This window comes from [Clostridium] scindens (assembly GCF_019597925.1).
Taxonomy (GTDB): domain Bacteria; phylum Bacillota; class Clostridia; order Lachnospirales; family Lachnospiraceae; genus Clostridium_AP.
Genome location: NZ_CP080442.1, coordinates 774,252 through 797,175, shown reverse-complemented (window position 1 = coordinate 797,175; position 22,924 = coordinate 774,252). Strand labels below are relative to the sequence as shown.

22 protein-coding genes and 5 pseudogenes are annotated in these 22,924 nt (G+C 48.1%); 12 read left to right on the top strand and 15 right to left on the bottom strand.

Annotation, left to right across the window (positions count from 1 at the left end; translation table 11 throughout):
* From K0036_RS03715 to K0036_RS03705, 3 genes and pseudogenes are all read left to right on the top strand, one after another.
* Positions 1–954: pseudogene (locus tag K0036_RS03715) on the top strand (hypothetical protein).
* 2 nt (positions 955–956) lie between these two features.
* Complete coding sequence (locus K0036_RS03710) at positions 957–1,163, top strand: transposon-transfer assisting family protein (protein WP_002569181.1); 207 nt, start codon at positions 957–959, stop codon at positions 1,161–1,163.
* A complete protein-coding gene (locus K0036_RS03705) occupies positions 1,160–1,525 on the top strand; it encodes a cysteine-rich VLP domain-containing protein (RefSeq protein ID WP_002585089.1) in 366 nt (121 codons plus the stop codon). The genes K0036_RS03710 and K0036_RS03705 overlap by 4 nt, the downstream gene beginning before the upstream one ends.
* Positions 1,526–1,702: 177 nt before the next feature.
* Here K0036_RS03705 and K0036_RS03700 read toward each other — a convergent pair whose 3' ends face one another.
* The 6 genes and pseudogenes from K0036_RS03700 to K0036_RS03675 form a co-directional block, all read right to left on the bottom strand.
* Positions 1,703–1,954, bottom strand: coding sequence for a helix-turn-helix domain-containing protein (locus tag K0036_RS03700; protein ID WP_002585088.1), 252 nt, complete (start codon positions 1,952–1,954; stop codon positions 1,703–1,705).
* A 63-nt stretch (positions 1,955–2,017) separates the two neighbouring features.
* Positions 2,018–3,040: pseudogene (locus tag K0036_RS03695) on the bottom strand (relaxase/mobilization nuclease domain-containing protein); the annotation flags it as partial.
* Between the two features lie 116 nt (positions 3,041–3,156).
* On the bottom strand, positions 3,157–4,959 hold the full coding sequence (locus tag K0036_RS03690; RefSeq protein WP_002594337.1) for a reverse transcriptase domain-containing protein: 1,803 nt from the start codon (positions 4,957–4,959) through the stop codon (positions 3,157–3,159).
* Between the two features lie 577 nt (positions 4,960–5,536).
* Positions 5,537–5,863: pseudogene (locus K0036_RS03685) on the bottom strand (relaxase/mobilization nuclease domain-containing protein); the annotation flags it as partial.
* Positions 5,824–6,153 (bottom strand): plasmid mobilization protein, encoded by a 330-nt coding sequence (locus K0036_RS03680; RefSeq protein WP_002585086.1) that lies wholly within the window; start codon positions 6,151–6,153, stop codon positions 5,824–5,826. The pseudogene K0036_RS03685 and the gene K0036_RS03680, both read right to left, overlap by 40 nt.
* A gap of 261 nt (positions 6,154–6,414) precedes the next feature.
* Positions 6,415–6,768, bottom strand: a complete 354-nt coding sequence (locus tag K0036_RS03675) for a helix-turn-helix transcriptional regulator (RefSeq protein ID WP_004607969.1) — start codon at positions 6,766–6,768, stop codon at positions 6,415–6,417.
* 381 nt (positions 6,769–7,149) lie between these two features.
* Here K0036_RS03675 and K0036_RS03670 point away from each other — a divergent pair, with 381 nt between their 5' ends.
* The 6 genes and pseudogenes from K0036_RS03670 (at position 7,150) to K0036_RS03645 (ending at position 11,952) form a co-directional block, all read left to right on the top strand.
* The gene (locus K0036_RS03670) at positions 7,150–7,335 is read left to right on the top strand and encodes a cysteine-rich KTR domain-containing protein (protein WP_004607970.1); all 186 of its coding nucleotides are present in this window, start codon (positions 7,150–7,152) and stop codon (positions 7,333–7,335) included.
* On the top strand, positions 7,336–8,325 hold the full coding sequence (gene rlmN / locus K0036_RS03665) for a 23S rRNA (adenine(2503)-C(2))-methyltransferase RlmN (protein WP_004607971.1): 990 nt from the start codon (positions 7,336–7,338) through the stop codon (positions 8,323–8,325).
* Between the two features lie 536 nt (positions 8,326–8,861).
* Positions 8,862–9,293, top strand: coding sequence for an RNA polymerase sigma factor (locus tag K0036_RS03660; RefSeq protein ID WP_009255547.1), 432 nt, complete (start codon positions 8,862–8,864; stop codon positions 9,291–9,293).
* Positions 9,274–9,534 carry a helix-turn-helix domain-containing protein gene (locus K0036_RS03655; protein ID WP_002590583.1) on the top strand — a complete coding sequence of 87 codons (261 nt, stop codon included), beginning with the start codon at positions 9,274–9,276 and terminating at the stop codon, positions 9,532–9,534. The genes K0036_RS03660 and K0036_RS03655 overlap by 20 nt, the downstream gene beginning before the upstream one ends.
* 414 nt (positions 9,535–9,948) lie before the next feature.
* Positions 9,949–10,176, top strand: coding sequence for a transposon-encoded TnpW family protein (locus K0036_RS03650; protein ID WP_004607973.1), 228 nt, complete (start codon positions 9,949–9,951; stop codon positions 10,174–10,176).
* A gap of 100 nt (positions 10,177–10,276) precedes the next feature.
* Positions 10,277–11,952, top strand: a pseudogene (locus K0036_RS03645) (recombinase family protein).
* A 63-nt stretch (positions 11,953–12,015) separates the two neighbouring features.
* On the opposite strand, the pseudogene K0036_RS03640 reads toward K0036_RS03645, so the two are convergent.
* Positions 12,016–12,201: pseudogene (locus tag K0036_RS03640) on the bottom strand (recombinase family protein); the annotation flags it as partial.
* A gap of 220 nt (positions 12,202–12,421) precedes the next feature.
* Between K0036_RS03640 and K0036_RS03635 the strand changes: the two are divergent.
* Positions 12,422–13,381, top strand: coding sequence for an NAD-dependent epimerase/dehydratase family protein (locus K0036_RS03635; RefSeq protein ID WP_220430776.1), 960 nt, complete (start codon positions 12,422–12,424; stop codon positions 13,379–13,381).
* A 55-nt stretch (positions 13,382–13,436) separates the two neighbouring features.
* Here the strand turns inward: K0036_RS03635 and K0036_RS03630 are convergent, their stop codons facing one another.
* From K0036_RS03630 to K0036_RS03600, 7 genes are all read right to left on the bottom strand, one after another.
* Positions 13,437–13,622 (bottom strand): transposon-encoded TnpW family protein, encoded by a 186-nt coding sequence (locus K0036_RS03630; protein WP_117493714.1) that lies wholly within the window; start codon positions 13,620–13,622, stop codon positions 13,437–13,439.
* 53 nt (positions 13,623–13,675) lie between these two features.
* The gene (locus tag K0036_RS03625) at positions 13,676–14,473 is read right to left on the bottom strand and encodes an ATP-binding protein (RefSeq protein ID WP_220430775.1); all 798 of its coding nucleotides are present in this window, start codon (positions 14,471–14,473) and stop codon (positions 13,676–13,678) included.
* The gene (locus tag K0036_RS03620; RefSeq protein ID WP_420341581.1) at positions 14,470–15,204 is read right to left on the bottom strand and encodes a replication initiator protein A; all 735 of its coding nucleotides are present in this window, start codon (positions 15,202–15,204) and stop codon (positions 14,470–14,472) included. The genes K0036_RS03625 and K0036_RS03620 overlap by 4 nt, the downstream gene beginning before the upstream one ends.
* A 4-nt stretch (positions 15,205–15,208) precedes the next feature.
* Positions 15,209–15,409, bottom strand: a complete 201-nt coding sequence (locus K0036_RS03615) for a hypothetical protein (protein WP_220430774.1) — start codon at positions 15,407–15,409, stop codon at positions 15,209–15,211.
* A gap of 183 nt (positions 15,410–15,592) precedes the next feature.
* Positions 15,593–17,218 carry a relaxase/mobilization nuclease domain-containing protein gene (locus K0036_RS03610; RefSeq protein ID WP_220431267.1) on the bottom strand — a complete coding sequence of 542 codons (1,626 nt, stop codon included), beginning with the start codon at positions 17,216–17,218 and terminating at the stop codon, positions 15,593–15,595.
* Positions 17,190–17,588, bottom strand: coding sequence for a plasmid mobilization protein (locus tag K0036_RS03605; RefSeq protein ID WP_220430773.1), 399 nt, complete (start codon positions 17,586–17,588; stop codon positions 17,190–17,192). The genes K0036_RS03610 and K0036_RS03605 overlap by 29 nt, the downstream gene beginning before the upstream one ends.
* A 566-nt stretch (positions 17,589–18,154) precedes the next feature.
* The gene (locus tag K0036_RS03600; protein ID WP_087224612.1) at positions 18,155–19,039 is read right to left on the bottom strand and encodes a LysR family transcriptional regulator; all 885 of its coding nucleotides are present in this window, start codon (positions 19,037–19,039) and stop codon (positions 18,155–18,157) included.
* Positions 19,040–19,153: 114 nt separating this feature from the next.
* Here K0036_RS03600 and K0036_RS03595 point away from each other — a divergent pair, with 114 nt between their 5' ends.
* Together K0036_RS03595 and K0036_RS03590 are read left to right on the top strand one after the other, a co-directional pair.
* Positions 19,154–20,008, top strand: coding sequence for a DMT family transporter (locus K0036_RS03595; protein WP_087224609.1), 855 nt, complete (start codon positions 19,154–19,156; stop codon positions 20,006–20,008).
* A 153-nt stretch (positions 20,009–20,161) separates the two neighbouring features.
* Positions 20,162–20,689, top strand: a complete 528-nt coding sequence (locus K0036_RS03590; protein WP_259283384.1) for a LysR family transcriptional regulator substrate-binding protein — start codon at positions 20,162–20,164, stop codon at positions 20,687–20,689.
* Positions 20,690–20,712: 23 nt separating this feature from the next.
* Here the strand turns inward: K0036_RS03590 and K0036_RS03585 are convergent, their stop codons facing one another.
* Positions 20,713–22,614: an endonuclease MutS2 gene (locus tag K0036_RS03585; RefSeq protein WP_220430772.1), complete on the bottom strand. Its 1,902-nt coding sequence runs from the start codon at positions 22,612–22,614 to the stop codon at positions 20,713–20,715.
* Between the last annotated feature and the right edge of the window lie 310 nt (positions 22,615–22,924).

Genomic DNA, 22,924 nt, shown 5'->3' with positions numbered 1-22,924 from the left:
ATGCCGGAACAGAGCAAATTTGAAAACATGGATTTGTTTGCTTCCCTTGAAGCGATTATGAAGCAGAACACAGGCTTTTACCAGAGCGACTTAGACATTGACAAAGAGATTATCGCAAAGGCGGCGGCAAGCCCCCACAGGGAGGACAAAACACTTTTGTGGTTCTGCCGCCCGTCCGGGACGCACTGTTTCCGGGAGCGCGACGTTTTCCTCAAAGACACCGCGCCCCACAACACATGGCGTTTCTACATGGAGCAGACAAGCGACCGCGTTCTTGCCTATGCAATCGAGCTGACGGGAAAGGAGCGCGGGAAAATCAAGGGCAATCTGTACGAACTGGACTACTCTAAACATTATGAGCGCGTCAAGGAAAAGGAGCTGCCCGCCGATACGGTGAAGCTGATTTATGAGCATGGGGAAAGGGTACAGGAAGCCGGGAGATATTTTGACGGAACCCCAGACCCGCAGCTTGGGAAATTTGAACGCTTTGAAGCCGTACCCAACGACCCGGACGCGCTGCAATCGCTCTTACAGGAAGAACGGCGCAGCCGGGAGCAGCTTTCGCCGGGGGATTTCAAAATGCATATCGCAGCTTTGCGGGACGGGCTGATTTAAACGGAAGCGCGGCGCATTGTGCGGGAAATGAAGCGGCATTACGAGCCGAACAGCCCGAACAAGACCCATTTCATGGCAGAGCTTTCCCCGGCGTTCATGCGGCTTGCAGCCACAAAGGACACTGACCGCCTTTTCTCCATGCTGCCCTACAAGACCCTTTCCTTTTCCAAAATCGAGGGCAGACATGGGACGTATGCGCTGATTGACAAGGGGGAGAACCGGGACAGGGAGATAAGGAAGCCCCGCCCCTCTATCCGGGCGCAGCTTAAAGCAGACAAGGCAAAGACCGCCCCGAAAAAGGCGGCGGCAAAAACAAAAAATCACGATATGGAGGTATGAGCATGATTAGACTGACTGTTGAAGAAACAAACCTTTTGAGCATTTACAACGAGGGCGGCAAGCGGGCTTTGATTGAGAATGTCAACGCCGCGCTGCCCTACATGGACGCGGATATGCGGGAGCTTGCAAAGCGCACCCTTTCCAAAGTGGACGCTTTGACCGAAGCGGAATTTGCAGAGCTTCCCATTTACGCCGCTGATGAAGTATGAACGGGGTTAAGCGGCTGACGCCGCCCCAGAGCCGGAAAGTCAACGCCCTTGTGCGCCGGACGTGCTGCAATTATGATAACGGGAACTGTATCTTACTGGACGACGGGGACGAGTGCGTATGTCCGCAGCTCATTTCCTATTCGCTTCTCTGCAAGTGGTTCCGGGTTGCGGTGCTTCCCGCCGACAGGCTGCTTTATGCGGAGCTTTACCAGACAGGGGATAAGAAGAAATGTACCGAGTGCGGCGCGTTCTTTGCGTCAACCTCTAACAGTGTCAAATACTGCCCCGTCTGCCGGAAACGTATCACCCGCAGACAAGCCGCCGAGCGCATGAGGAAAAGACGCGCCCCTGTTACGCAGTAGGCGCGGAAAATCCCTTGATTTACAGGGCTTTCCGGGCGTGAAAATCGGATAGGCGATACTTTATACCTTTACCCCCAAAAATGGCGTTCTACTGCGTAACATTCACGAAAACAGCACCCATAAAAAGACAGGGCGCGGAAGTCATATACTGGCTTCCGCGCCCTGTTCTTTTTTTGCCTATCTGACATTTCCCTTTTCCATTTCTTCAAGCGGGAACTGCGGGAGGGCTTCTATCAGCTTCTTTGTGATGGACTGGCGCATATCTTCGTTGATTTCCTGTTTCGTGCTTCCGTCCGGCTGTCTGACCGCTACCGTCGATAGCCTGTCGATTTCGTCCTTGTAGCACTCCACGACTTTCTCCACCGCCCATTTTTCCCCGGCAACGGCGGCGCGTATGGTTTCATATTCCGGCATTTTCTGGTTTTCCATGCTCAACGCTCCTCTGCTTTTTGATAGCCCTATCATAGCACAGCGGCGGGGATTTTGCTATCCTTATCCGCGCTCTGTTCCCTTTTCCCGTTCCGGCTGCCTGTCTGCCTGTAAAATGCTGTCAATGTTCTGCTTGATAATATCGTATTCCCGGACTTTCTTTTTCAGCTTCCCATAGTCGGCATAAAGGGCTTCTTTCTGCGCTTGGAGGGCTTCATATTCCGATTGCAGCGCGGCAAGGTTCGGGAGCTTTGCAATGCCCGCCGCTTTCAGCGACCTTGCGGCGGCTTCATGTAGGATAATCGCCTGTTCCTGTCCGGCGCGGTACTTCTCCCTGTTCCTTGCCTTGCGGTATGCGTCATAGACGGGCTTTGTCTTTTGGTAGGTGGAAACATTCTTGATAAGCACCGCCATGTCCGCAAGCCGCTTTTCCGCGTCCTTCAATGCGTCTGCCGCCTGTCCGCTTTCCGCTGCCATTTCTTCAATCCGGCTGACTAAATCCGCGTACTGTTCAATCTTATGTTCCGTCAAGAAATTCATGGTCTTTGCTGCCTGTTTCAGATTGTGGATTTTCGCCCACTGTTCATAGCCCTTACTCTGCGCCGCCTTGATACTGTTCTCAATGTCGATAAGCAGCGAAACGCCGCGCTGCTCTCTGGGGGCTTTCGCCGCCTTTGCCCGTCTGCCCGCTATCCGTTCCCTTATGGCTTCCTCTGTATAATCCGCGCCGAGGGTTTTAAGACGGGTGAAGCGTTCCTGTCCGGGGGCGCGGCATGACACATATTTCCCCGGCTTTATCTCATAGCCCGCCGCCTGTAACCGCTGCAACAATTCCTCAAAACTGGAAACTTGGGGGATAAGCGCGTCAACGGCAATCTTTAGCTTGCCTTTCCAACTTGTACCCGTCTTTTCTGCCTGGTACTCCGCATAGCTCTTTCCCTTGCTGCCCTTGCCGGGAACGACGACGGACAAGCCATTTTCCCGACACAGCTTGTCGCTCATGTTCCGTATGCCGTAATAGCTCCTTTTGTTGGAATTATATTTGCGGTGGTCTACGAAATTTACGGCGCAGAAAATAATGTGGTGGAGTAGGGAAGCACCGCCTTGTCACATTGCTGTGATAGGTTTGCGCCACCCTCTCCGGGAACCGTACGTACCCCTCTCGGAGTATACGGCTCTGTTACTGCTCGTTCAGACAAAACTCACTTTTTGTGGATAATACTGCGGTGGCAATCCCTGCACACCACAAGCGTTTTTCTGTGTTTGGCAATCATTGCGATTTCCCACCGTTCCTTGCCTTTGAGATTTTTGAGTTTGTTAATGTGGTGAACCTCGTAATGGTCGCTCTCTGTCGTTCCGCATAACTCACAGACCTTTGCTTTCAGCCGGTTTTCAAGGGTATTGACTGCGTATCCGTAGACAACGGCAGCATTGCTGATGTAATCCGTAGCAGGGCCCTTGCCTTTGCAGTCGGCGTAATTTGCGAAGTAACGCCTTTTGTTTCCCTGCTTCGTTTCATAGGGTATACCCCATTTTCCTGTGCCATCATTAAACTTGTCAATGGTTTTGGATAGGCTGGTTTTATGCTTTGAAGCAAGGGTTTTTAAGCAACTGTATTCCATAAGGTAGGCAAGATAGTGCAGCTTGCAAAAGTTGCTTGCCATACCATAATAGTTGCATATTCCTCTTAACTCCGCATTGTATACTGAAACGATTTCTAAGTCTGTGAGCCCAACCAGATATTTCCGATGAACTGGAAACATGGAACCATCTTTCTTCTGTATCGCCACACCTTTAGTGAAAACGAATTGACGGATTTTATCGTTAAGTGGCACCAACAGTTCTACACCCCCATTGAGGGTACGCATTTTTACATGACCGGGGCCACCCCGCTTTATTTTTCCGCTTCTGCGCACACGCACATCATAGCCTAAGAACCTTGCACATTTACTGCTATGGGTTATGAGCGTTTTATCTTCACTGAGTTCCATTTTCAGTGTATCTCCGATAAACTCGGCCAGTTTGCTCTTAATCCATTGACAGTCCTCACGGTTTCCCTTGACTGCTATTAGAAAATCATCCGCATACCGAACATATTTCAGTTTTTTGTCGGTCTGCGCAGTGCAGGGAATGGTCATCAGTTTCTGACGTTTGGGCTTATACTCTGCCAGCACCATTTCCCTTTCCTCACCTGTTACTTTCGTCAAGCGGTGGGATAGCCGTTTGATTTCATTGTGCAGCTCTCGGTATTCAGGTGTGATTTGTCCCACTCCGGGCGTGTCAAATTCGGATTTCAACTTCATTACAAACTTGTCCAATTCATGCAGGTAGATGTTGGCGAGTAGCGGAGAAATGATACCGCCTTGCGGTGTACCGCTGTACGTCTTATGGTACTGCCAATTCTCTAAATATCCTGCTTTTAGGAATTTGTAAATCAGCTTGGTTATCCGAGCGTCCTTGATTTTATTGTTCAGCAAGCCTACAAGAACAGCGTGGTTGATGTTGTCAAAGCAACCTTTGATGTCGCCTTCAACAAACCAACGCGTACCGTTGAACTCCCGTCTCAACTGTTTTAAGGCCGTATGACAACTTCTTTTTGGCCTAAAACCGTGGGAGACATCCAGAAAGATAGGTTCATATACCGCTTCCAGTATCATCCGCAACACTTCCTGCACCAATTTGTCAGTAAAGGTTGGTATACCTAAGGGACGCAGCTTTTTGCGGTTATTCTTCTTCTGGATATAGGTTCGCCTCACCGGCATGGGCTGATAGGTTTCGTCCGCCAATGCTTTGATAATACTATCTATTTTGGCTTCACTGAAACCGTCCGCCGTATCCTCGTTTACTCCTTTTGTTGCCGCACCGTTGTTGGCATACAGGTTTTTGTATGCCACAAAGTAAATGTCAGGACGCAACAGATAGCGATACAGTTTTGTAAATACTTCTTCTTTATTTGCAAGTGAGTTTTGACTGATTCTTGCTAAAATTTCCGTTGTTGGCTTCATGTGAGGTTTTCCTCCCTAATCAACTTCTAATTTTAGTGCGCAATAACTGTGCCCCTTCGCCATGTAAGGGTCATTACCCCTCTCGGACTACTACGAGCACTCCGTACCCATGCAGGATTTTCAGGCTCCAAAGCCATAGCCGCTTTTTCATTCCCCCTTTCGTGCGGCACTCCTGGTTAGGGCATCCCCGGTTAGCAATGAGACTTGGTAAATTCGGATTCTCGGTATCGCTTTCGCTTCGTTACCATAGGTTCCCCTACAGGTTGTACGGAATGATTGATAACCGACAAGCCCACAACCATAACTTGCCTTTTCCGTACCAGAGGTTTCAGGCAATTTTCCTCTATCGGCACATAACAGAAACTGGAAGCTCACGTTCAGTAAATCCAACTTATACCTTATATCCGATTAACATTGCGGTTCAGTCGCACCCGATTGCCTTTAGGTGACTTACCGCTTTCCAGCCGTACTGTGTTCCCGTGTCAGCTTTCGCCTTTCGGTTAGGCTGGTTGTTTCCCGCGTTATCTTACGGGGCAGTACCTCATACTGCTTTTCTCATTGCCCTATCCGGGCGTACATTGTGGACGTGTCCTTTGTCAATGTGCGTCGTGAGTACATATTCATGCTGCCCCTTTGTTACCGCGTCGGCAAGCTGCTTTCCGATTTCATGGGCTTTCTGATAATCGACTTCCCCCGGCTCAAAGGACTGTATCAGATGAAAGGCTAAATTGTTCCCCTTTTGGAGTGCTTGGGACAAGGTATATTCAAATTCAATATCTGCCGTTTCATAGGAGCAGCCGAAAGAGGACACAAGCATTTTTCCGTCCGTCTTGTCCGGGTTTTCGATATAGTCAAGGGCTTTGCTTAGAGTGCTTTTAATAGGCTTAATCTTTGTAACCGCCATATCTCCGCAAGCACCCCCTTTATTTCCTCTATGTCCTCTTGGTATGCGTTCCCCGTCGCGTTTACGCGGCGTGCTATCTGGTTGACGTTGACACCGATTTTCTGTATCTCTGCGGTCATTGCCTTTATATCGGCATGGTCTATCTGAATGATATACCCGTCAATGGCAATCTTCCGCAGATATGCCGCCATGTTCCGGGTGGGTACGAGCTTCATTTTTTCCAGTATTAAATCCCGTTCCGCTTCCGTCACTCTGAATTTGATTTGCACCGTTCTTTTGCGTCCGTTCATGTATTCGCTCCTTTCCTTTCCGTTCCGAGGGTTTGGGACACTTCCCAACAAGCAATTTTCAACCGACGCGCCGCAGCGCGGGAGGGGAAAATACGGAAGTGGGTACCCGCTTCCTATGCTTGCTACGAATGTTTTTATCCCTTATGCCTTACTACGGAGCTATGCCCGGTTTTGCCAAACTTCCGCAAAAGAAAAACGCTGCAATCCTCAAAAAAAGATTACAACGCTCTCTAAACCTTATTCAATTCTGACGGACACTTCTTATCTGCCCTCTGTTTCGACTTCCGCTATCTCCTTTGCCGTTGCGCTCACAATCCGTATGCCTGTATCGCTCATACCGTCAAGAAGCGCGTCAAGCTGCCGCCGCTGCGTGTTCTTCTCTGGCGGCGTTTCCAAAAGAAACTGGTCTACGGATATATTGTAGCGGAGCATAAGCTCAAAGAAAATCTGTAAACTTGGGTGCTGCCCCTTGTTCTCAATGTTCGCAAGGTAGCGCGGCGAGATAAACATTTCGTCGCTCACTTTCTTGCGGCTCTCCTTGCGCCCTGTCCGCGCCGCCTTTATCGCTGCCCCAAAAGCCTTGAAATCGTATTTCGGTACTGGTCTTTTTGCCATAGTTATTCACCCTGTTACATTTTACTGTTCCCCTTTCTTCTTGGATATGTCTACACAATTCAATCAGTTAGCCAAAATAATTCATATGTATATGTTGACAATTAGCCGCTTTTTTTGTATAGTATTATTAAAAGGGGGAAATGTTTATGTTACATAGCATGCGTATTCGATAAGCATTGAAACCAAAAAAGATTTTTCCCATTTTCAATATGGGCTTTTTTGTCATGCTTATTTTGCGTATGCTATACAACAAAACTAACGATGTATAGACATAGTATAAAAACTATGCCTTAATTTTGTTGTAGTGTTATATGTATAAATGCAGGTCAATGCTCATGTTGAGAATTGACCTGTATTTTTTTGCACAAAAGGAGAAATATTATGCTTGAAAAATATTGGATAAAATGTCCAATTTGTAACGGAAAGACGAGGGTTCAAGTATTTTATAATACGGTATTAAGAAATTTTCCTCTTTTCTGCCCTAAATGTAAATTAACACATATCATTGATGTTGAAAAATTAGAAATCATAATCAAAAACTCTGAAAAACAAAAGGAAGGATATTAAATGAAACACTTACCTAAAAGTACACTTACGGAAATATTGAATGACCCATACGGATTTACTTACAAAGAAATGTCGGAAGTAATTGGAGAGGATAAAGCAAGAGCCTTATATGCGGAATTGTATAAACAGCCATTTCACAAAAAAAATCTATCAATATCAACAAAAAAAGTCTATAAAAGTAGCGATACTGAAAAGTATGTTTATGAATTGAAAGACAACAGGTATATCGAAACGGTTTTTATTAAACGGCGAGATGGTGGGACTGTTTGCGTAAGTACGCAAGTTGGTTGTTCTGTTGGCTGTATTTTTTGTGAGTCCGGACGCAATGGTTTCGTTCGTAATCTAACACCATCTGAAATTGTGCAACAGGTCATATTGATACGTCAAAAAGTAAATCGTATCGTTTTTATGGGAATGGGAGAACCTTTATTCAATTACGACAACTTGATTGCAGCAATCCATATTCTTCGAGATAGAAATGGACTTAACTTTCCAACCGACGGCATTACCGTATCAACAGTTGGTCCAGTTAATCAATTAAAAAAATTGCGCGAAGAACATCTAAAAATTCAGTTGACAATATCTTTACATGCAGCAACACAGGCTGCGAGAAACTGCATCATTCCTCATATGCACATGTACGCTATTGAAGATGTTGTTAAGCAAGCATTGTCCTATTCACAAAGGCATAATCGAAAAGTGGTATTTGCGTATTTGCTTTTACCAGGTATAAATGACCGTTCCTCAGATATAAGGCAACTTGCAAAATGGTTTAAGGGCAAAAATGTTATGATTAACGTGCTGCAATACAACCCGACGAGTAATTCAAAAATTAGAGCACCACAAAAACAAGAAATGGTTGCGTTCAAACATCAATTAGAGCAAACAGGACTTGAAGTTACCATGAGAGTTTCTCATGGTAGAGAGATTAAAGCAGCTTGTGGACAGTTAGCTAATACATATAATAAAGCCAAAAAACAACAAAAATAATTTAATTAAAAGAGCCAGACGCACAGACGCAGAGCCGATAATATGCAGTTTGAAATACTGCTGTTATCGGCTCTTTTTTGATTTAATTTGTGCCCCCAATAACCATATTGGAGCAAAATCAGAACTGTTGCTTGTCGTTCTTTGATTTCCGCAGCAGCTTTGAAAAACCAAAGCCGCCGTTTCTTTTTATCTTCTAATGAAATGACGCGGTATCACTGTTAAAAGCGGCGGCTAAAAGGAGGTAGCCGCCATGAAGCACATACCATATCGACAAAATCCGACGGTCATTGACACATCAAAAAAAGCCCGACCACCGCCGGGGAAAACTACGTCTATCAATATGAACTGTCTAATCATCTGAATACCGCTTACAATACCTATACGTCTGTCCGGGCTTTTCGGACAGGCGTATTTTGCTGCTCAAAAAATTTTTTGAAAAAAATCCGAAAATCTTCGGCGTTTTTTTCAAAAGGCAGTATTGCCCCGCGAAAAGGGGGAAGCACCACCAACTTTCCAACGAGAAAGGGGGTGAGAATGTGGAACCTAATCGCAGGGAGTTTATAAAACAGTGCGCTTTCCAGAAGTTTTGTAATACGGTACTGCACAATGAAGCGTGTGACGCTCACAAAGAGCTGCACAGGCATAAGGCAAGGGAGATTACCTTTTCCGACTTGACCTTAGAAGAAGCGCGGCAGCTTCATACCTTTGATGAATATTTCAAAGGGGAAATCGCCTTTGAAAGAGCCGGGAAGAAAATCACGCCGAAGCTGCTTCTTGAAGCAATCCGTACTTTGCCGGAAGAAAAGCGCAAAGCCGTACTCCTGTACTATTTCGAGGGAATGAACGACACCGAGATTGCGGAGCTGTTCGATACGTCGAGAAGCACGATACAGTACAGGCGGACAAGCTCTTTTGAGCTGCTAAAAAAATATCTGGAGGAAAATGCTGATGAATGGGACGAATGGTAACGAACCCGGCTACCCGGAAAAAGCCCTTGTTCCCTATCCTGTCATTTTGGCAGCGACAAAGGGCGACCCGGACGCTATGAAGATTGTCTTGCAGCATTTCAGCGGCTACATAGCCCGCCTCTCCATGCGGAAGCTGTACGACGAGCGCGGGAACGTCTATTTTGGCGTAGACCACGACATTCGGGAACGGCTGCAAGCAAAACTGATGATGGCTGTCCTCACCTTTAAGGCAGAGGAATAAACCGCAGCGGCGGGACGCTTTCTCTCTCCCCCTTTTCCGTTCCGCTGCTGACGCGGCAGCAAAGCCATTCTGAACCTTGACAAAGAAAGCGGCGCAAGATAACGGCGGCGCAGCATAGGGCAAATCGGATACGTTCCTTTTGCGCCGAGCCATACGGTGGGTGCGCCATGACGCTATCCGGGTGAGGTTATCCCCGCCCGGACAGCCGAGCGACCAACACCGCGCCGGAAAGCAAGTGTAGCGGCTTGCGGGCGACGACACGCAAAATATACAATGATACTTCCTTACAGCCACAGTCCGAGCGTTAAGAGCGTCGCAGGCAATGGGTAGGGCTGCATGAGAACCATGCCGGGGTGAAATTCCCATGAGGTTATGCTAATAACCGTCCGATTAAAGCCTTTGTTTTCTTGAATAGTGGACTTGCTGCTATTCATAGACTGTATTATATGTTTGCGAAAGAAAGGGGGATTTTCTTTGACGCAAAACCAGACGCCCGTTACCACAACGGAGCATAAAATCGGAAAAGTTACTTACCTTGTATGTTCGTCCGCAAGTGAACGCGCAACGGACACACTGGATAAAAAGATAAAGAAGCTCATTCGCAAGGACATGGAGCTGAACCCCGCAAACGCCCGGAAATAGGGCGTTTCTTCACATTTTATACATGACACAGGCAGCGGTATGTGGTATAATATAGACAGTACAAATACCATGCTTGTCTGTCGTCGGAAAGGAGGACAAAATGTTACAGACAGACAAGATTACCGCTTTATATTGCAGATTGAGCCAGGAAGATATGCAAGCCGGGGAAAGCGAAAGCATACAGAACCAAAAACTGATTTTACAAAAGTATGCTGACGAACACCACTTTTTCAACACACGCTTTTTTGTAGACGACGGATTTTCCGGCGTGAGCTTTGAGCGTGAGGGGCTTCAAGCCATGCTGCATGAGGTTGAAGCCGGGAACGTGGCGACCGTCATAACAAAAGACCTTTCCCGTCTGGGACGTAATTATCTGAAAACCGGCGAACTGATAGAGATTGTTTTCCCCGAATACGAAGTGCGCTACATTGCCATTAACGACGGTGTAGACACAGCGAGGGAAGATAACGAGTTTACCCCTCTGCGGAACTGGTTCAACGAGTTTTACGCCCGCGACACCTCAAAGAAAATCCGGGCTGTCAAACAGGCAAAGGCACAGAAAGGCGAGCGCGTCAACGGCGAAGCTCCTTACGGCTACCTTATCGACCCGGATAACCGCAATCATCTGATACCCGACCCGGAAACGGCACACGTCGTAAAACAGATTTTTGCAATGTATGTACGGGGCGACCGTATGTGTGAAATCCAGAACTGGCTGCGGGACAATGAGATATTGACCGTCGGGGAACTGCGCTACCGCAGGACAGGGAGCAAACGCCACCCCCGCCCACAGCTCAACGCATGGTACAACTGGCCGGATAAGACACTGTACGACATTCTGACAAGGAAAGAGTATTTAGGGCATACCATAACCGGGAAAACCTACAAGGTATCTTATAAGTCGAAAAAGACGAAAAAGAACCCGGAGGAAAAAAGGTATTTCTTCCCCAACACTCACGAACCTTTGATTGATGAAGAAACCTTTGAACTTGCACAGAAGCGGATTGCCACCCGGCAACGCCCGACAAAGGTTGATGAAATTGACCTGTTTTCCGGGCTGCTCTTTTGTGGGGACTGCGGCTACAAAATGTATGCAGTACGCGGAGCCGGGACGCTTGAACGGAAACACGCCTACACTTGCGGCAACTACCGCAACCGGGCAAGAAATGATATGCTCTGCACTACGCATTATATCCGCAAAAGCGTATTGAAAGAACTTGTCCTTGCAGACTTGCAGCGAGTAACGTCTTATGTGAAAGAGCATGAACAGGAGTTTATCGAAACCGCCAACGAGTGCAGCGCAAAGGCAGTACAAAAGACGCTGACACAGCAGCGGAAAGAACTTGACAAGGCGCAGAACCGTATTAACGAGCTGAACATCTTATTCCGCAAGCTCTACGAGGACAACGCTTTAGGGAAACTTTCAGATGAACAATTTGCTTTTCTGACTTCCGGCTATGATGAAGAAAAAAGACGCTGACCCGGAGGATTGCGGAGCTGTCACAGGAAATCGACAACGCCACCGAGCGCAGCGCGGACGTAAAAAGGTTTGTCGCACTGGTACGCAGATACACAGCGATTGAAGAACTGACCTACGAAAACGTCCATGAATTTATTGACCGTATTCTTATTCACGAACTGGATAAGGAAACGAACACCCGCAAAATCGAAATCTTTTATAGCTTTGTCGGCAGAGTTGATACAGGCGACAAGCCTACTGAAAGTATCTCCTATTTCAGACAGATAGGAGCCGACGTAAAGAGTTATGCTATCTAACATACATCAAAAAGAGGTAAGATAACACCCTCTGCAAAAAAGGTATCGTTATCTTACCTCAACAAAGTTCGCGCCGGAAAAGCCGTCGTCGGTGTACCAGCGCAGGTTGGTAAAGCCGTTCTGCTTGGCGTAGGTTTCCAAAATCCGCTTTTGGTTGGATATGGAATTGCTCTCGCCTTGCAACTCGTCCTCATGGGACAATCTCGGATAAAGGGCGGTAATGAGGTTTTGGGTGGCTCGTCTTAACATAAAATCCTCCGTTTCCGACAGCCAGCCCCACTATTCCGTAGCTTGATTGTACCACGGAACAGGGCTGTCTGTATAGCGGTAAAATCGTCAAAGTTGATTCTTTATGATTTGTCAAATTGACGGTTGTTGTGTAGCAATCTCTTGTATTCATTACTGGTGGAAAAGTTCACAATCGTGTGATATACTGTGTTTAAAATCAAACCGCAAAGGAGTGTAATAAATGAAAGCAGTTGTTATAGGGGCTGCCGGTCATATTGGCTCATATCTTGTTCCTATGCTCATAAAAGCCGGATATGAAACGGTTGCTATTACCAGAACCATGTCTGAACCTTACGAAAAAGATTACGCATGGGAAAAGGCAGAGCGTGTTCTGCTTGACCGTTCCAAAGATACTGACTTTATCGCCACATTAAAAGCTATGGAGCCGGATATTATTGTTGACCTGGTAAATTTCAACATTGAGGACACCAAAAAGATAGTGGCAGCATTTCAGAATACGAATTTAAGCCATTATCTATACTGTTCTTCCTGCTGGGCGCATGGCATGGCAGAGGTTCTCCCGTTTAATGCGGACGATTTAGATAAATCCCCGTTGGACGATTACGGAAAAGATAAATTTTCCAGCGAACAGTATTTAAAAGAGCAGTACCGTATCAATGGATTTCCGGCTACTATCATTATGCCGGGACAGATTTCCGGGCCGGGGTGGACAATCATCAATCCGTGGGGCAATACTTCCATGCGTGTGTTTCAAGATATTGCCGACGGTAAAGAAATCTGTCTGCCAAACTTTGGCATGGAAATTATTCACCATGTCCACGGTTATGATGTGGCACAAGTTTTCTTCAAGGCAATCACACATAGGAATGTATCTCTTGGAGAATCTTTCGACGCAGAAGCGGAACAGTCCATTACGTTATATGGGTATGCAAAACACCTCTACGCCTTTTTCGGTCATGAACCAAAAATCAAATTCCTTGGCTGGAAAGAATGGTGTGAATATGAGGGCAATCCAGAGGAATGCGACCATACTTACTACCATATTGCCCGCAGCGGCACTTTCAGCATTGAAAAAGAAAAACGCCTATTGGAATACCAGCCTAAATTTACAAACCTTGAAACGATTGATTTAGCTGTGCAAAGCTATATTGACCGTGGGTTAATAAACGTAAAAAAATAGTTTTCACTTTCCAGCGGCCACGCTCCCCAGCGTGGTCGCTTTTCCATGTTCCGGCTCACGCCGGATAGTTCGTTTGTTGTGTAGCGGTTTCGGCTTTCAGCACTTTTTCCATTTTGTCGGCGGCGGTTTCGGTGCTGCTCTCCTTGAAAAAGCCGGACACAACAAGGACGGTGTTCCCCATGCGGATTTCCGTCACGCAGTCCGGGCGGCGGGCGGCGCGGTCTGCTTTTCGTTCTGTCATAGGCAGTTCTCCTTTCCTCCGGCTAACAGCGTTTTCAATCGTTCCAGCTTGCTTTACGCTTTCCCCTTGCGGAAGTTCCCGCCGGTAAAGCGGACGGGCGGACACATCTCAATCAGCCGGTCATAAATCCGGGCGTGGGCGGTGTCTTTTGGGTGCTGTAATTCCTGCAAGGTCAAATTGGTGGTAACGATTAAGGGCTTGCCGCTGCGGTAGCGGCTGTCAATGACGTTGTAAACCTGCTCTAAGCCGTATTCCGTCCCGCGCTCCATGCCAAAATCGTCAAGGATAAGCAGGGGATAGCGGCAAAGGCGGGCTATATATTCGTTCCTGCCCTCAAAGCTGGCGGCAAGGTCATTTAAGATAGCGGCAAAGTTCGTCATGTAGACAGGGATTTCTTTCTCCATGAGGGCGTTGGCGATACAGCCCGCAAGGTAGCTTTTGCCGGTGCCGACGCTCCCCCAGAACAGACAGCCCAGATTTTCCACGTACTCCCGTTCCCATTCCTCCACATAGCGGCGGGCGGTGGCTGTCTGCGGGTTCTGGCCGTTGTCATTCTCGAATGTCCAGCCCCGCATGGTCTGGTCGGGAAAGCCCCGGCGTTTTAATTCCTCTACGGCGTCAAGGTGGCGGCGGCGTTCCTCGGCGGCCTGCCGTTCCTCCCGGATTTTCCGCTGGCAGTCGCACTCTGCCGGGTGGCGGTCACGCCCGAACAGCGTCTTTCCCTCCGGGAAATAGGATTCTTTGGGCTTGCGGCACTTGCCGCAGTACAGTAAGCCGTCCTCGCCGGTGTAGTCCTCCGGCTCCGGGGCGGCGGTCATGGTTTCAATCATTTCTGGATATGTGGCGTTCATAGGCTCTCTCCTTCCTCGCATGAGTAGTCCGGCAGGCCGGTTCCGGCTCCCTTTTTGTCATTGTCCACCCATATCCGCAGGGCGGCGGCGTAGTTCTGGTAGGTTTTCCCATTGGCGGCAAGGTAGCGGCTCATTTCCTCGATAAGCCGTTCCAGCCTGTCCGGGAAGTCTGCCTGCAACTCGGCGTACTCGGTTTCTGACAGATAGATATTTCCATAGCGGCCATAGGCGGGGGCGGGCGGCTCCCCACTCACTCCCATTGTTTGGCTCTCTGTAAGGTTGTTTATATTAGTTTTGTTAGGGGTCGGATTTCCGACCATCATAGGGTCGGGTTTCCGACCGTCATAAGGTCGCTTTTCCGTACTTATGAGGGTCGCTTTTCCGACCGTCATAGGGTCGGAAAACTGTACTACTGGGATAGGCGGCACTTTTACATAAATCCGGTTGGGCGCGGAAAATCCCCTCCGTTCCCGTTCTAAAAGCCCCGCAGCGTCCAGTTCGTTCAATGCCCCTTTGACAGCGGTACAGCCCTTGTCCAGCATTTCCGCTATCTCTGCTACGGGATAGAACACATAAATCCTGCCCTCGTCGTCCTGCCAGCCGTTCTTCTGCGACAGGGTGGAACGGTCTAACAGCAGCGCATACAGCAGCTTGGCGGTCTGGGAGATGTCCATTTTCAGCAGGAAACGGGGATAAGGCAGGTAGGGCGGCAGCTTTGTTTCGGCTGTGATATATTCAGCGATAAGGGTCGCCCCCTTTCCCGGCGGGCGGCTTTGCCCTCTTGGAAACAAAGGGCGGACAGTCGATAATGGTCGCCCGGAAACTCTGCTTACAGGTGCGGCGGCACTTGAGGCAAAGGGGATTGTATGTGATACGGTTGCGCTCATTGAGGAAAAACGCCCATTCCTGCTTGCGTTTCTTACTCATTCTCGGCATAGCGGCTCCTTTCTGCCGTTCCTATCGGGGTAATGGGATAGGCGGCGTTTTGTGTATCGTTTCGGTGTCATTTTCAAGGTTTTTCTGCCCTGTACGCCCCTTGAAAAAGCCGGGTGGTATTGCGGATAGGGGAAGTACCGGCAGTCGGTTTTGTAGGTTCTCGGTATCAGTCCGGGGTGTGTTTTAGCGGTCTAAATCCTGCCGCCTGCCGCGCTGCGGCTCATTCCGGCGTAACATCTGGTCAATATTGCCCTTGACGGTCTGAAGGTGGCGGACGCGCTCTTTCTGCTCCCGGTAGTCGTGATACAGCCCGTCTTTCTGGACGATAAGCCCCTCACTCTCGGCCTGCAACGCTTTCCGGGCGGGCAACTTGGAAATGCCATGCTCCCGGAAATAGCGGGCGGCTGCATCGGCTATGATAAATTCGCTTTCGTGTGCCTGCCGGTAAGCTGCGCGGGCTTTCTCGGACTTCTGGGCTTTCAGCCCGTCCCGGACAGGCTTGGTCTTGGCAAAAGACAGCACTTGGCGCTGCAACTCCTTTTTCCCGGCCAGCCGGGTTTCCAGCTTTTTCAGTTCCCCGGAAATGTCCCGCAGTTCTGCATGGGCGGCGGCAAGGGTTTCTTCCAGTTCTTCCGGGGAAGTAAAGCCGTACTCTTGGTAGGCGTTGAGCGTCGCCGCCATTTGTTTGAGGTTGTGCATGGTCGCCCACTTCTCATAGCCGCGTCCCTTGCCCTCGGACAGTTTCTTTTGAATGTCGATAAGCCGCTGCAAGCAGTCCTGTTCCGGGGCGGTTTTGGCGGCTTTTGTGGGCTGTGGACGGCTTTTCCCGGCGCGGGGGGATTCCGCTATGGCTGCGGGCTGTTCGGCGGCTCTGGCGGCGTTCTGTTCCAAAACGGAAAGGACGGCGACGCGGTCAAAATCGTCCCCTAACTTCCGGGCGGTAATGGGCTTTGTCCTGTCTGGCGTAAGATAGGACAGCCGCCCCCGGCTCTCCTTGACGGTCACGCCCTCCCGTAAAAGCAGCGCGGAAAATTCCTCGAATGAGGTCGCCGCAGACAGCGCGGCGCGTATGGTCTGCCGCAGCTTGTCCTTATCGGTTTCAAACTTGGTCTGCCGGGGCGTGATACCGTCCGCAATCATGGGGGCGTTCTTCTTATCCAGCGCGGCCTGCCCTTTCTTCCGCGCCCAGTATTCCCGGTCGGTAACGCGGTTCTTGCTGCCGTTCAAGAGGTCTATCTGGTAAAGCCCCTCCCGGTGGCACATCTCCATAACCTCGGCTTTGAAGTAGCGCATGGCAGCGTCGGTACAGCGGTGCTTACAGCCGTCCTTTGTGTCCGCCGGTCTGTCCATGTAGGGCAGGAACGGGACTTCCTCTATCCGCAGGCTGTTAATGACGATATGCACATGAATGTTGCCGCTGTGGTTATGCCCGTCCGGGTGGGTGCATACAAGGGCTTGATGGCCGGGAAAATGCTCCCGGCAAAACTGTTCGCCTAATTCCTGCGCCCGGTCTACGGTCAAGCCGTTGTCCGGGCCGTCGCGGGGGTCAAAACTGATGATGTAGTGGTGGCTCTTTACGTCCTCCCGCCGCTGGTTCTTCCCATAGCGGAGATTGGAACGCATACAGGCAATGGCAAAATCCTCCCCGCCGCAGTTCAGTGTAGACAGCCGGTAGTCCTCGCGGGGAATGAGCCGCCCGTTTTCATCAAGGACGGGTTTCATGATAAACTCGTCATGCTCGAACATGAGGTAACGCTCGGCGGCTTCATAGTCGGCGTTCTTAGAGTTGATATGTTTGAGAGTTGCCAACAGCGTCACCTACTTTCTGTAATACCTCGTATTTGAGGGCGGCAAGGTCGGAAACGGCGGCGCGTACCTCGCCGGACAGGGCGTTGTAGGGTGCGCCGTACTCGTTGAGATACCGGGCTATCTGGTTGAGGTTGCCGCCGATCCGCCCGTATTCGGCGGCTAACCTCCCGACGGCGGCCAGCAGTTCATCATTGACCGCCGACACATGGACAACGGGGTGTATGGTAGTGCGTCGTATGGCCTGCCGGAGAAATTCGGACTGGCTGATACCGTAAGGGGCAAGCCGCTCTGTGAAGTCGGCGTATTCTTCCTCGGACAGCCGGGTTTTCACAACGCGGCTGCGGTGGGGCGTGTTGTATTTCTTTCGCATGGTCGTGACCTCCTTTCTTGCCGCATGAGCGCGGCGGGATAAGCGGCGCAAGCCGCAAAAGCAGGGTTTGGGGAAGGCACTCCCCAACAAGTTTCCCGCAGGGGCAAAATGAGCGGCAAGCGAATTTTGGTACTGTGGTAGAAACTTGCTCTGCGAGAAACACTCTCTACCTATCGCGGATTTTCGGGCGGTTTTACCCCCTGTTTTGCGGCGCGTCCGAAAAAATCTCTCTATATGCCATTTCATTTTGGCGGGATTTGTTCGGGGGTGCCGCAAATTTTTTCATAAACAAAGCGAACAAGGCGGCTCATTCTGCCCGCTGCGGGTTTGCTTTCCTCTACGGACGGAAGCAGAAAATGCCAAATGAAACTTTTCTTTTTTCATCACTACTACGGTCTGCCTGTGCCGTTCTTCCAAAAATGGGCGCAAAAAAAAGTAGCAAATCTTTTCAGACTTACTGCTTGTGTGCCGCTGTGGTGGGCGATGGGTATTTAATTTTTCAATGGGAGATTAAAGTGAAAACTGGAATTTACATCTTCCCAAAAATCTCTCAAAGTTATTTCATATCAGTTGAATACAAATATATTTGAATCTTCGACATGTTCAAGAAATTTTCTTGCCGCCAGAGACAGTGTTTTTCTGTCTTTCCAACAGATTGCAACATTACGCTTCGGTCTTTCTTTTATCGGACGTATAATTAAACCGTCATCAAAGCCTCTCAGGATGCGCTCATATAGCATAGACACCCCCAAGTCCTGACGAACCATTTCCATAACTGCATAGTCGTCATAAACTGTCAGTTTCAAATTCCGAGGTTGCACACCTGCATCTTTGAATGCCGCCAGTGGATATGAATACCCCAACTCATCCATAAGGATAAAAGGTTCCTTAGCAAGGTCTTTCACAGAAACAATATCTTTTTCTGCCAAAGGATGATTAGATGGCAATACCGCAAGCAATTCATCCTCATACAAAATATCATATTCCAAATCCTCTGCGGTATCTGTACTGATAAATCCCAAATCAGCTTCTCTTGCTCTGACTGCCGCTGCATTTACCTCATATCCACCCTGTAGCAGTTTGAACTCTACAGAAGGGTATTTCTCTTGAAAAGTTTTCATCAAGATGGGGAGATATAACCTGCTTACACTCGACCAAGCTGCAATGGATACAACACTACTTTCAAGACCTTCGATTTCTTTTTTCTTCCCGGAAAGGTTTTTTTCCGCCGCATAAATGGCTTGAATAAAGGGATAGAGATTTTCGCCATCTGACGTCAATTCCAGACGGTTTTTCTGTCGCAGGAGCAATGTTACCCCTAATTCCTCCTCAAGAGATAAAACTTTTTGGCTAACTGAACTTTGCGTATATCCTAATTCCTCCGCCGCTAAACTGAAACTGCCTAATTCAACAACACGACAAAACACCGTGTATTTTGATGTTTGGATCATTGTTGCAACCGCCCTCCTTGTATCGTGTTTTCTAATACACATATTATATCTATTAATTTTACAAATAGCAAGGGCGCAGCTATAATAAAAGAAAAACAAACAAGGAGTCTAACGATGAATAAACAAAAGGCAACATTTTTAGCGTTCACTGTACCGCTTGCATGGGGTACTTCCTATATTTTTATGGCTTATCTAATGGATGGGATTCCGCCGGTTACCATTGTTGCCCTCCGCACAGGAATCGCCTTTCTGGTCATGTTTGCTCTCTTTTTCCGCAGAGTGTGCCGCCCGGATCGTCAAACCTTAAAAGCAAGTGCAATATGCGGAGGATTACTGGCAACGGTTTTCCTGTGTCTTTTGTTGGGTGTACAATATACATCTGCCTCAGAAACAGGTTTTCTGCAAAGCACGACAGTCATTATTGTGCCTATTATCATGGCCGTTCTCCGCAAGCGTATGCCGGAAACTAAAATCGTGATTGGTGTTATTGCTGTTACAGCTGGTCTCCTCCTGCTCAGTGGCGGTGTTGGACAGTTTTCTATCGGAAGCGGTATCATGCTGTTTTCTGCTTTTGTGTATGCTGTTCATATTGTGGTCAGCAAATCCTTTGTGGAACGAGTAGACAGCATTTCCTTGGGCATCTGGCAAATGCTTTTTGCTTGTATCTATGCCACCATAGCAGCCTTCATTTTTGAAACGCCAGTTCTTCCTCAAACGGGAATCCAGTGGGCGAGTTTACTTGGTTTAACCTTGATTTGCTCTGCTTACGGTTTTGTCATGCAGGCTTATGTGCAGAAATTTGTCAGCGCTGAAACAACGGGATTTATGTTTTCTTTAGAACCTGTCTTTACTGCGGTATTTGCATTTGCTTTTCTGGGTGAGCGACTGAATCTGATGGGCTACATTGGTGCATTACTGATTCTACTCGGTGTCATGTGTGCAAATATTTGTTATAAACCTCAGAAATAACGAAATGGGTATTATATATAAGGACAATCTTTGACAGCAAATCCATATACTAATGCCCATTTTCTCTTTGTAAACCCGCAATTTGTCTTTTTGTTAGCACTAAATATCATTTATTTCAGCTAAAAAATTTAACTTACTGTTAAAAACGGAATAGTGGGGCGGTCTGTTCTTGAATTATTTATCTCTGCTTCTTTATGTAACATTAGCATCAACGCGGCGTTTGTAATCAGTTCCGAGGCAGCCCTGCAGCATAAGGAAGATTTATTTTTCCACCGGATTATGGATGACCGTTATGTGGCCATTGTTTCCCGGCAGAATCCGCTATCCGGCCAGCCATCTATTTCCATGCAGGATTTGCAGTCGGAAAATATCATTATGCCTGCAAAAGAGTCTGCATTTCGCAAGGAATTAGAGCAGGTCTTTGATCAGCATTATATTGCGCCCCGCATCCTTTGCGAGACAAGCCAGTCTGATATCGTCATGCAGCTGGCCAGCCAGAACCTGGCTATAGGATTTGCCTCAAACTCTATCGCGCAGGCCCTGAAAACGGAGGACTGCAGGATTGTTCCATTGGAAGATGTACTCCTTCGTACCATTTACTACGTCACGCTTAAGGAACTGCTGGATTATCCGGCCATACGATCCTTCACTGACTTTGTCATCCAATATCCCTTCTCCTAGGCCTCCAAGGCGGCAGATCTACTTTATTCTTCATATGTCAATTCGGTGTCCACATATTTGCGCTTCATGTCATGCTGCGCCTTTCGTTTCTCGACGCTGTCAAATATAATAGAAAAATCATAGTCTTCCGGATAAAGTTGTTCTGCCGGCACATGCAGTTTTATCCGCTTATGGCTGACCCACCTCTTTTCCTTTTTCATCTGTACCTGAAGCATTCCCTTTTCATCCGCCATCCTGCATATGATCCCAATCTTCTTCTCCGGATATACCATCACGCTGTCGCCAATCTGGTACTTCTTGGCCTCTTTCTGCGTGACAGCCTTCTTTATTTTCTGTATCTTCGGATGGGAAGATTTCTTCAATTCTTCATTTCCTGCCATTCCTTCTATTTTAGTTTCTCCATCGCTTCCATAGGCCGCCTTTGCCGCCCTGCTCAACATATATCCCGGCATTCCCAGTTTCCCGGCAATATAAAAGGCGCAGCTCTCCCCAGCCTCTCCGATGACCAACTGATAAAGAGGTTTCAGACTTTCCTTATCAAAGGTCATTCTGGCATTGATGATTCCTTCTGTTCTGCGGGCATACTCTTTTACCTCCGGATAATGCGTGGTAGCCAGGAATAATGCATTACTCTTCTTTAATTCTTCCAGGATGGCTATGGCAATCCCCATCCCTTCTGCCGGATCCGTCCCTGATCCCAGTTCGTCCATAACAACCAGGCTATCCCTTCCTGCCTTTTTGAGAATGTCCAGGACATTCGTAATGTGAGCCGAGAATGTGGACAGATTTTCAGAGAGGTTCTGCCCATCCCCTATGTCGCACAGAATCGCATTATTCATGCAGATCTCCGCTTCCTCGCAGGGTACATGAAGGCCGCACTGGGCCATCATGCAATTGAGGGCCACGGTCTTAATCGCCACCGTCTTGCCGCCTGTGTTAGGACCGGTAATGATCACCCCATTGATCCCATTTCCGATCTCGAAGTTCAATGGTACGTTCACTGCCTTATCCATCAGAGGATGTCTTCCATTCTTGATCCGGATATGTCTGTCCGTATTTATCTCTGGCTGAATCCCCTCCTGTTCCAGACTTAGCTTGCCCTTTGCAAAGATAAAGTCCAGTTTTTCTACGGCCCGGCTGTTTGATCGGATTATCTCTTCCTTATCCGACAGCATGGAAGACAGCGTGTACAGAATACGGATTTCCTCATTCTCTTCATCAATCTTCAATTCCTGCACTTCATCGTAAAGTCTGGCAACCTGCAAAGGCTCAATAAACAGCGTGCTCCCTGTTGACGATTTATCTATGACGGAGCCTTGGATCTTGAATTTGTATTCCTTTTTCACTGGTACGCAGATGCGCCCATTTCTTAACGTGCTGAAATTATCTGCCATATACTGCTTATTTGCCTTCAGGATAGCGTCTGCCTTTTCATGCATCTTTGTCTCCGCCCGATCAATCGCTTCCCGCAGCGACTTAAGCGTTTTGGACGCATAATCGTCTACCCTTTCGTTCCTGATCTTGCTGCCCAATTCCTCCCGGATGTCATCGAGTCCGTCCAGATTTTCCTCATAATAAGCCAGGCCTATCTCATGCTCCTTTCCCCTGCGCAAATAATCCTTCAGCCGCCTTACCGCCGCCAGTACCATGGATATCTGTTCCAGCTGCTGGGGAGTCAGACTGCCGCCTTTGGATGCAAATTCTATCCATTCGTCAACTCCCTGTAGTGCTGTGACCGGCGGATTTCCGCAGATCTCTATCATTTTCCTGGCTTCCGTAGTCTCTCTCTGAGAGGCCTTTACCTCCAGCTCGCTTAAACTGGGCTTCAGTTCCTGTATCTGCTGTCTGGCTTTATCTGTACATGCCAGTTCTGCCAGTTTTTCCTTTATCCGGTCAAATTCTAATATCTTTTCTGTATCTGTCATTTCAATCTCTCCATTCGAATCATATATTTATAAACGCCACAAAAACTTCTGCCTTTGTATGGGCATACCGCTTCTGTGGCGTTATCGGACAGAGTAATCTTAAATAGAACTCTATAAAATAGGACAAAAAAAGCATGACCATACAGCCATGCTTTATCATTCCATTTAACGTTCTCTGTCAGAAGTGTATGTTAGCATCTTGTAAGGCAGACAAAAAGAACATAACTATATCTCTAACCTATAGTTACCTCTTCTCAACTCTTCAATTCGTTGTCTATAAGACTCTCCCTACAATTAACATAAACTACCT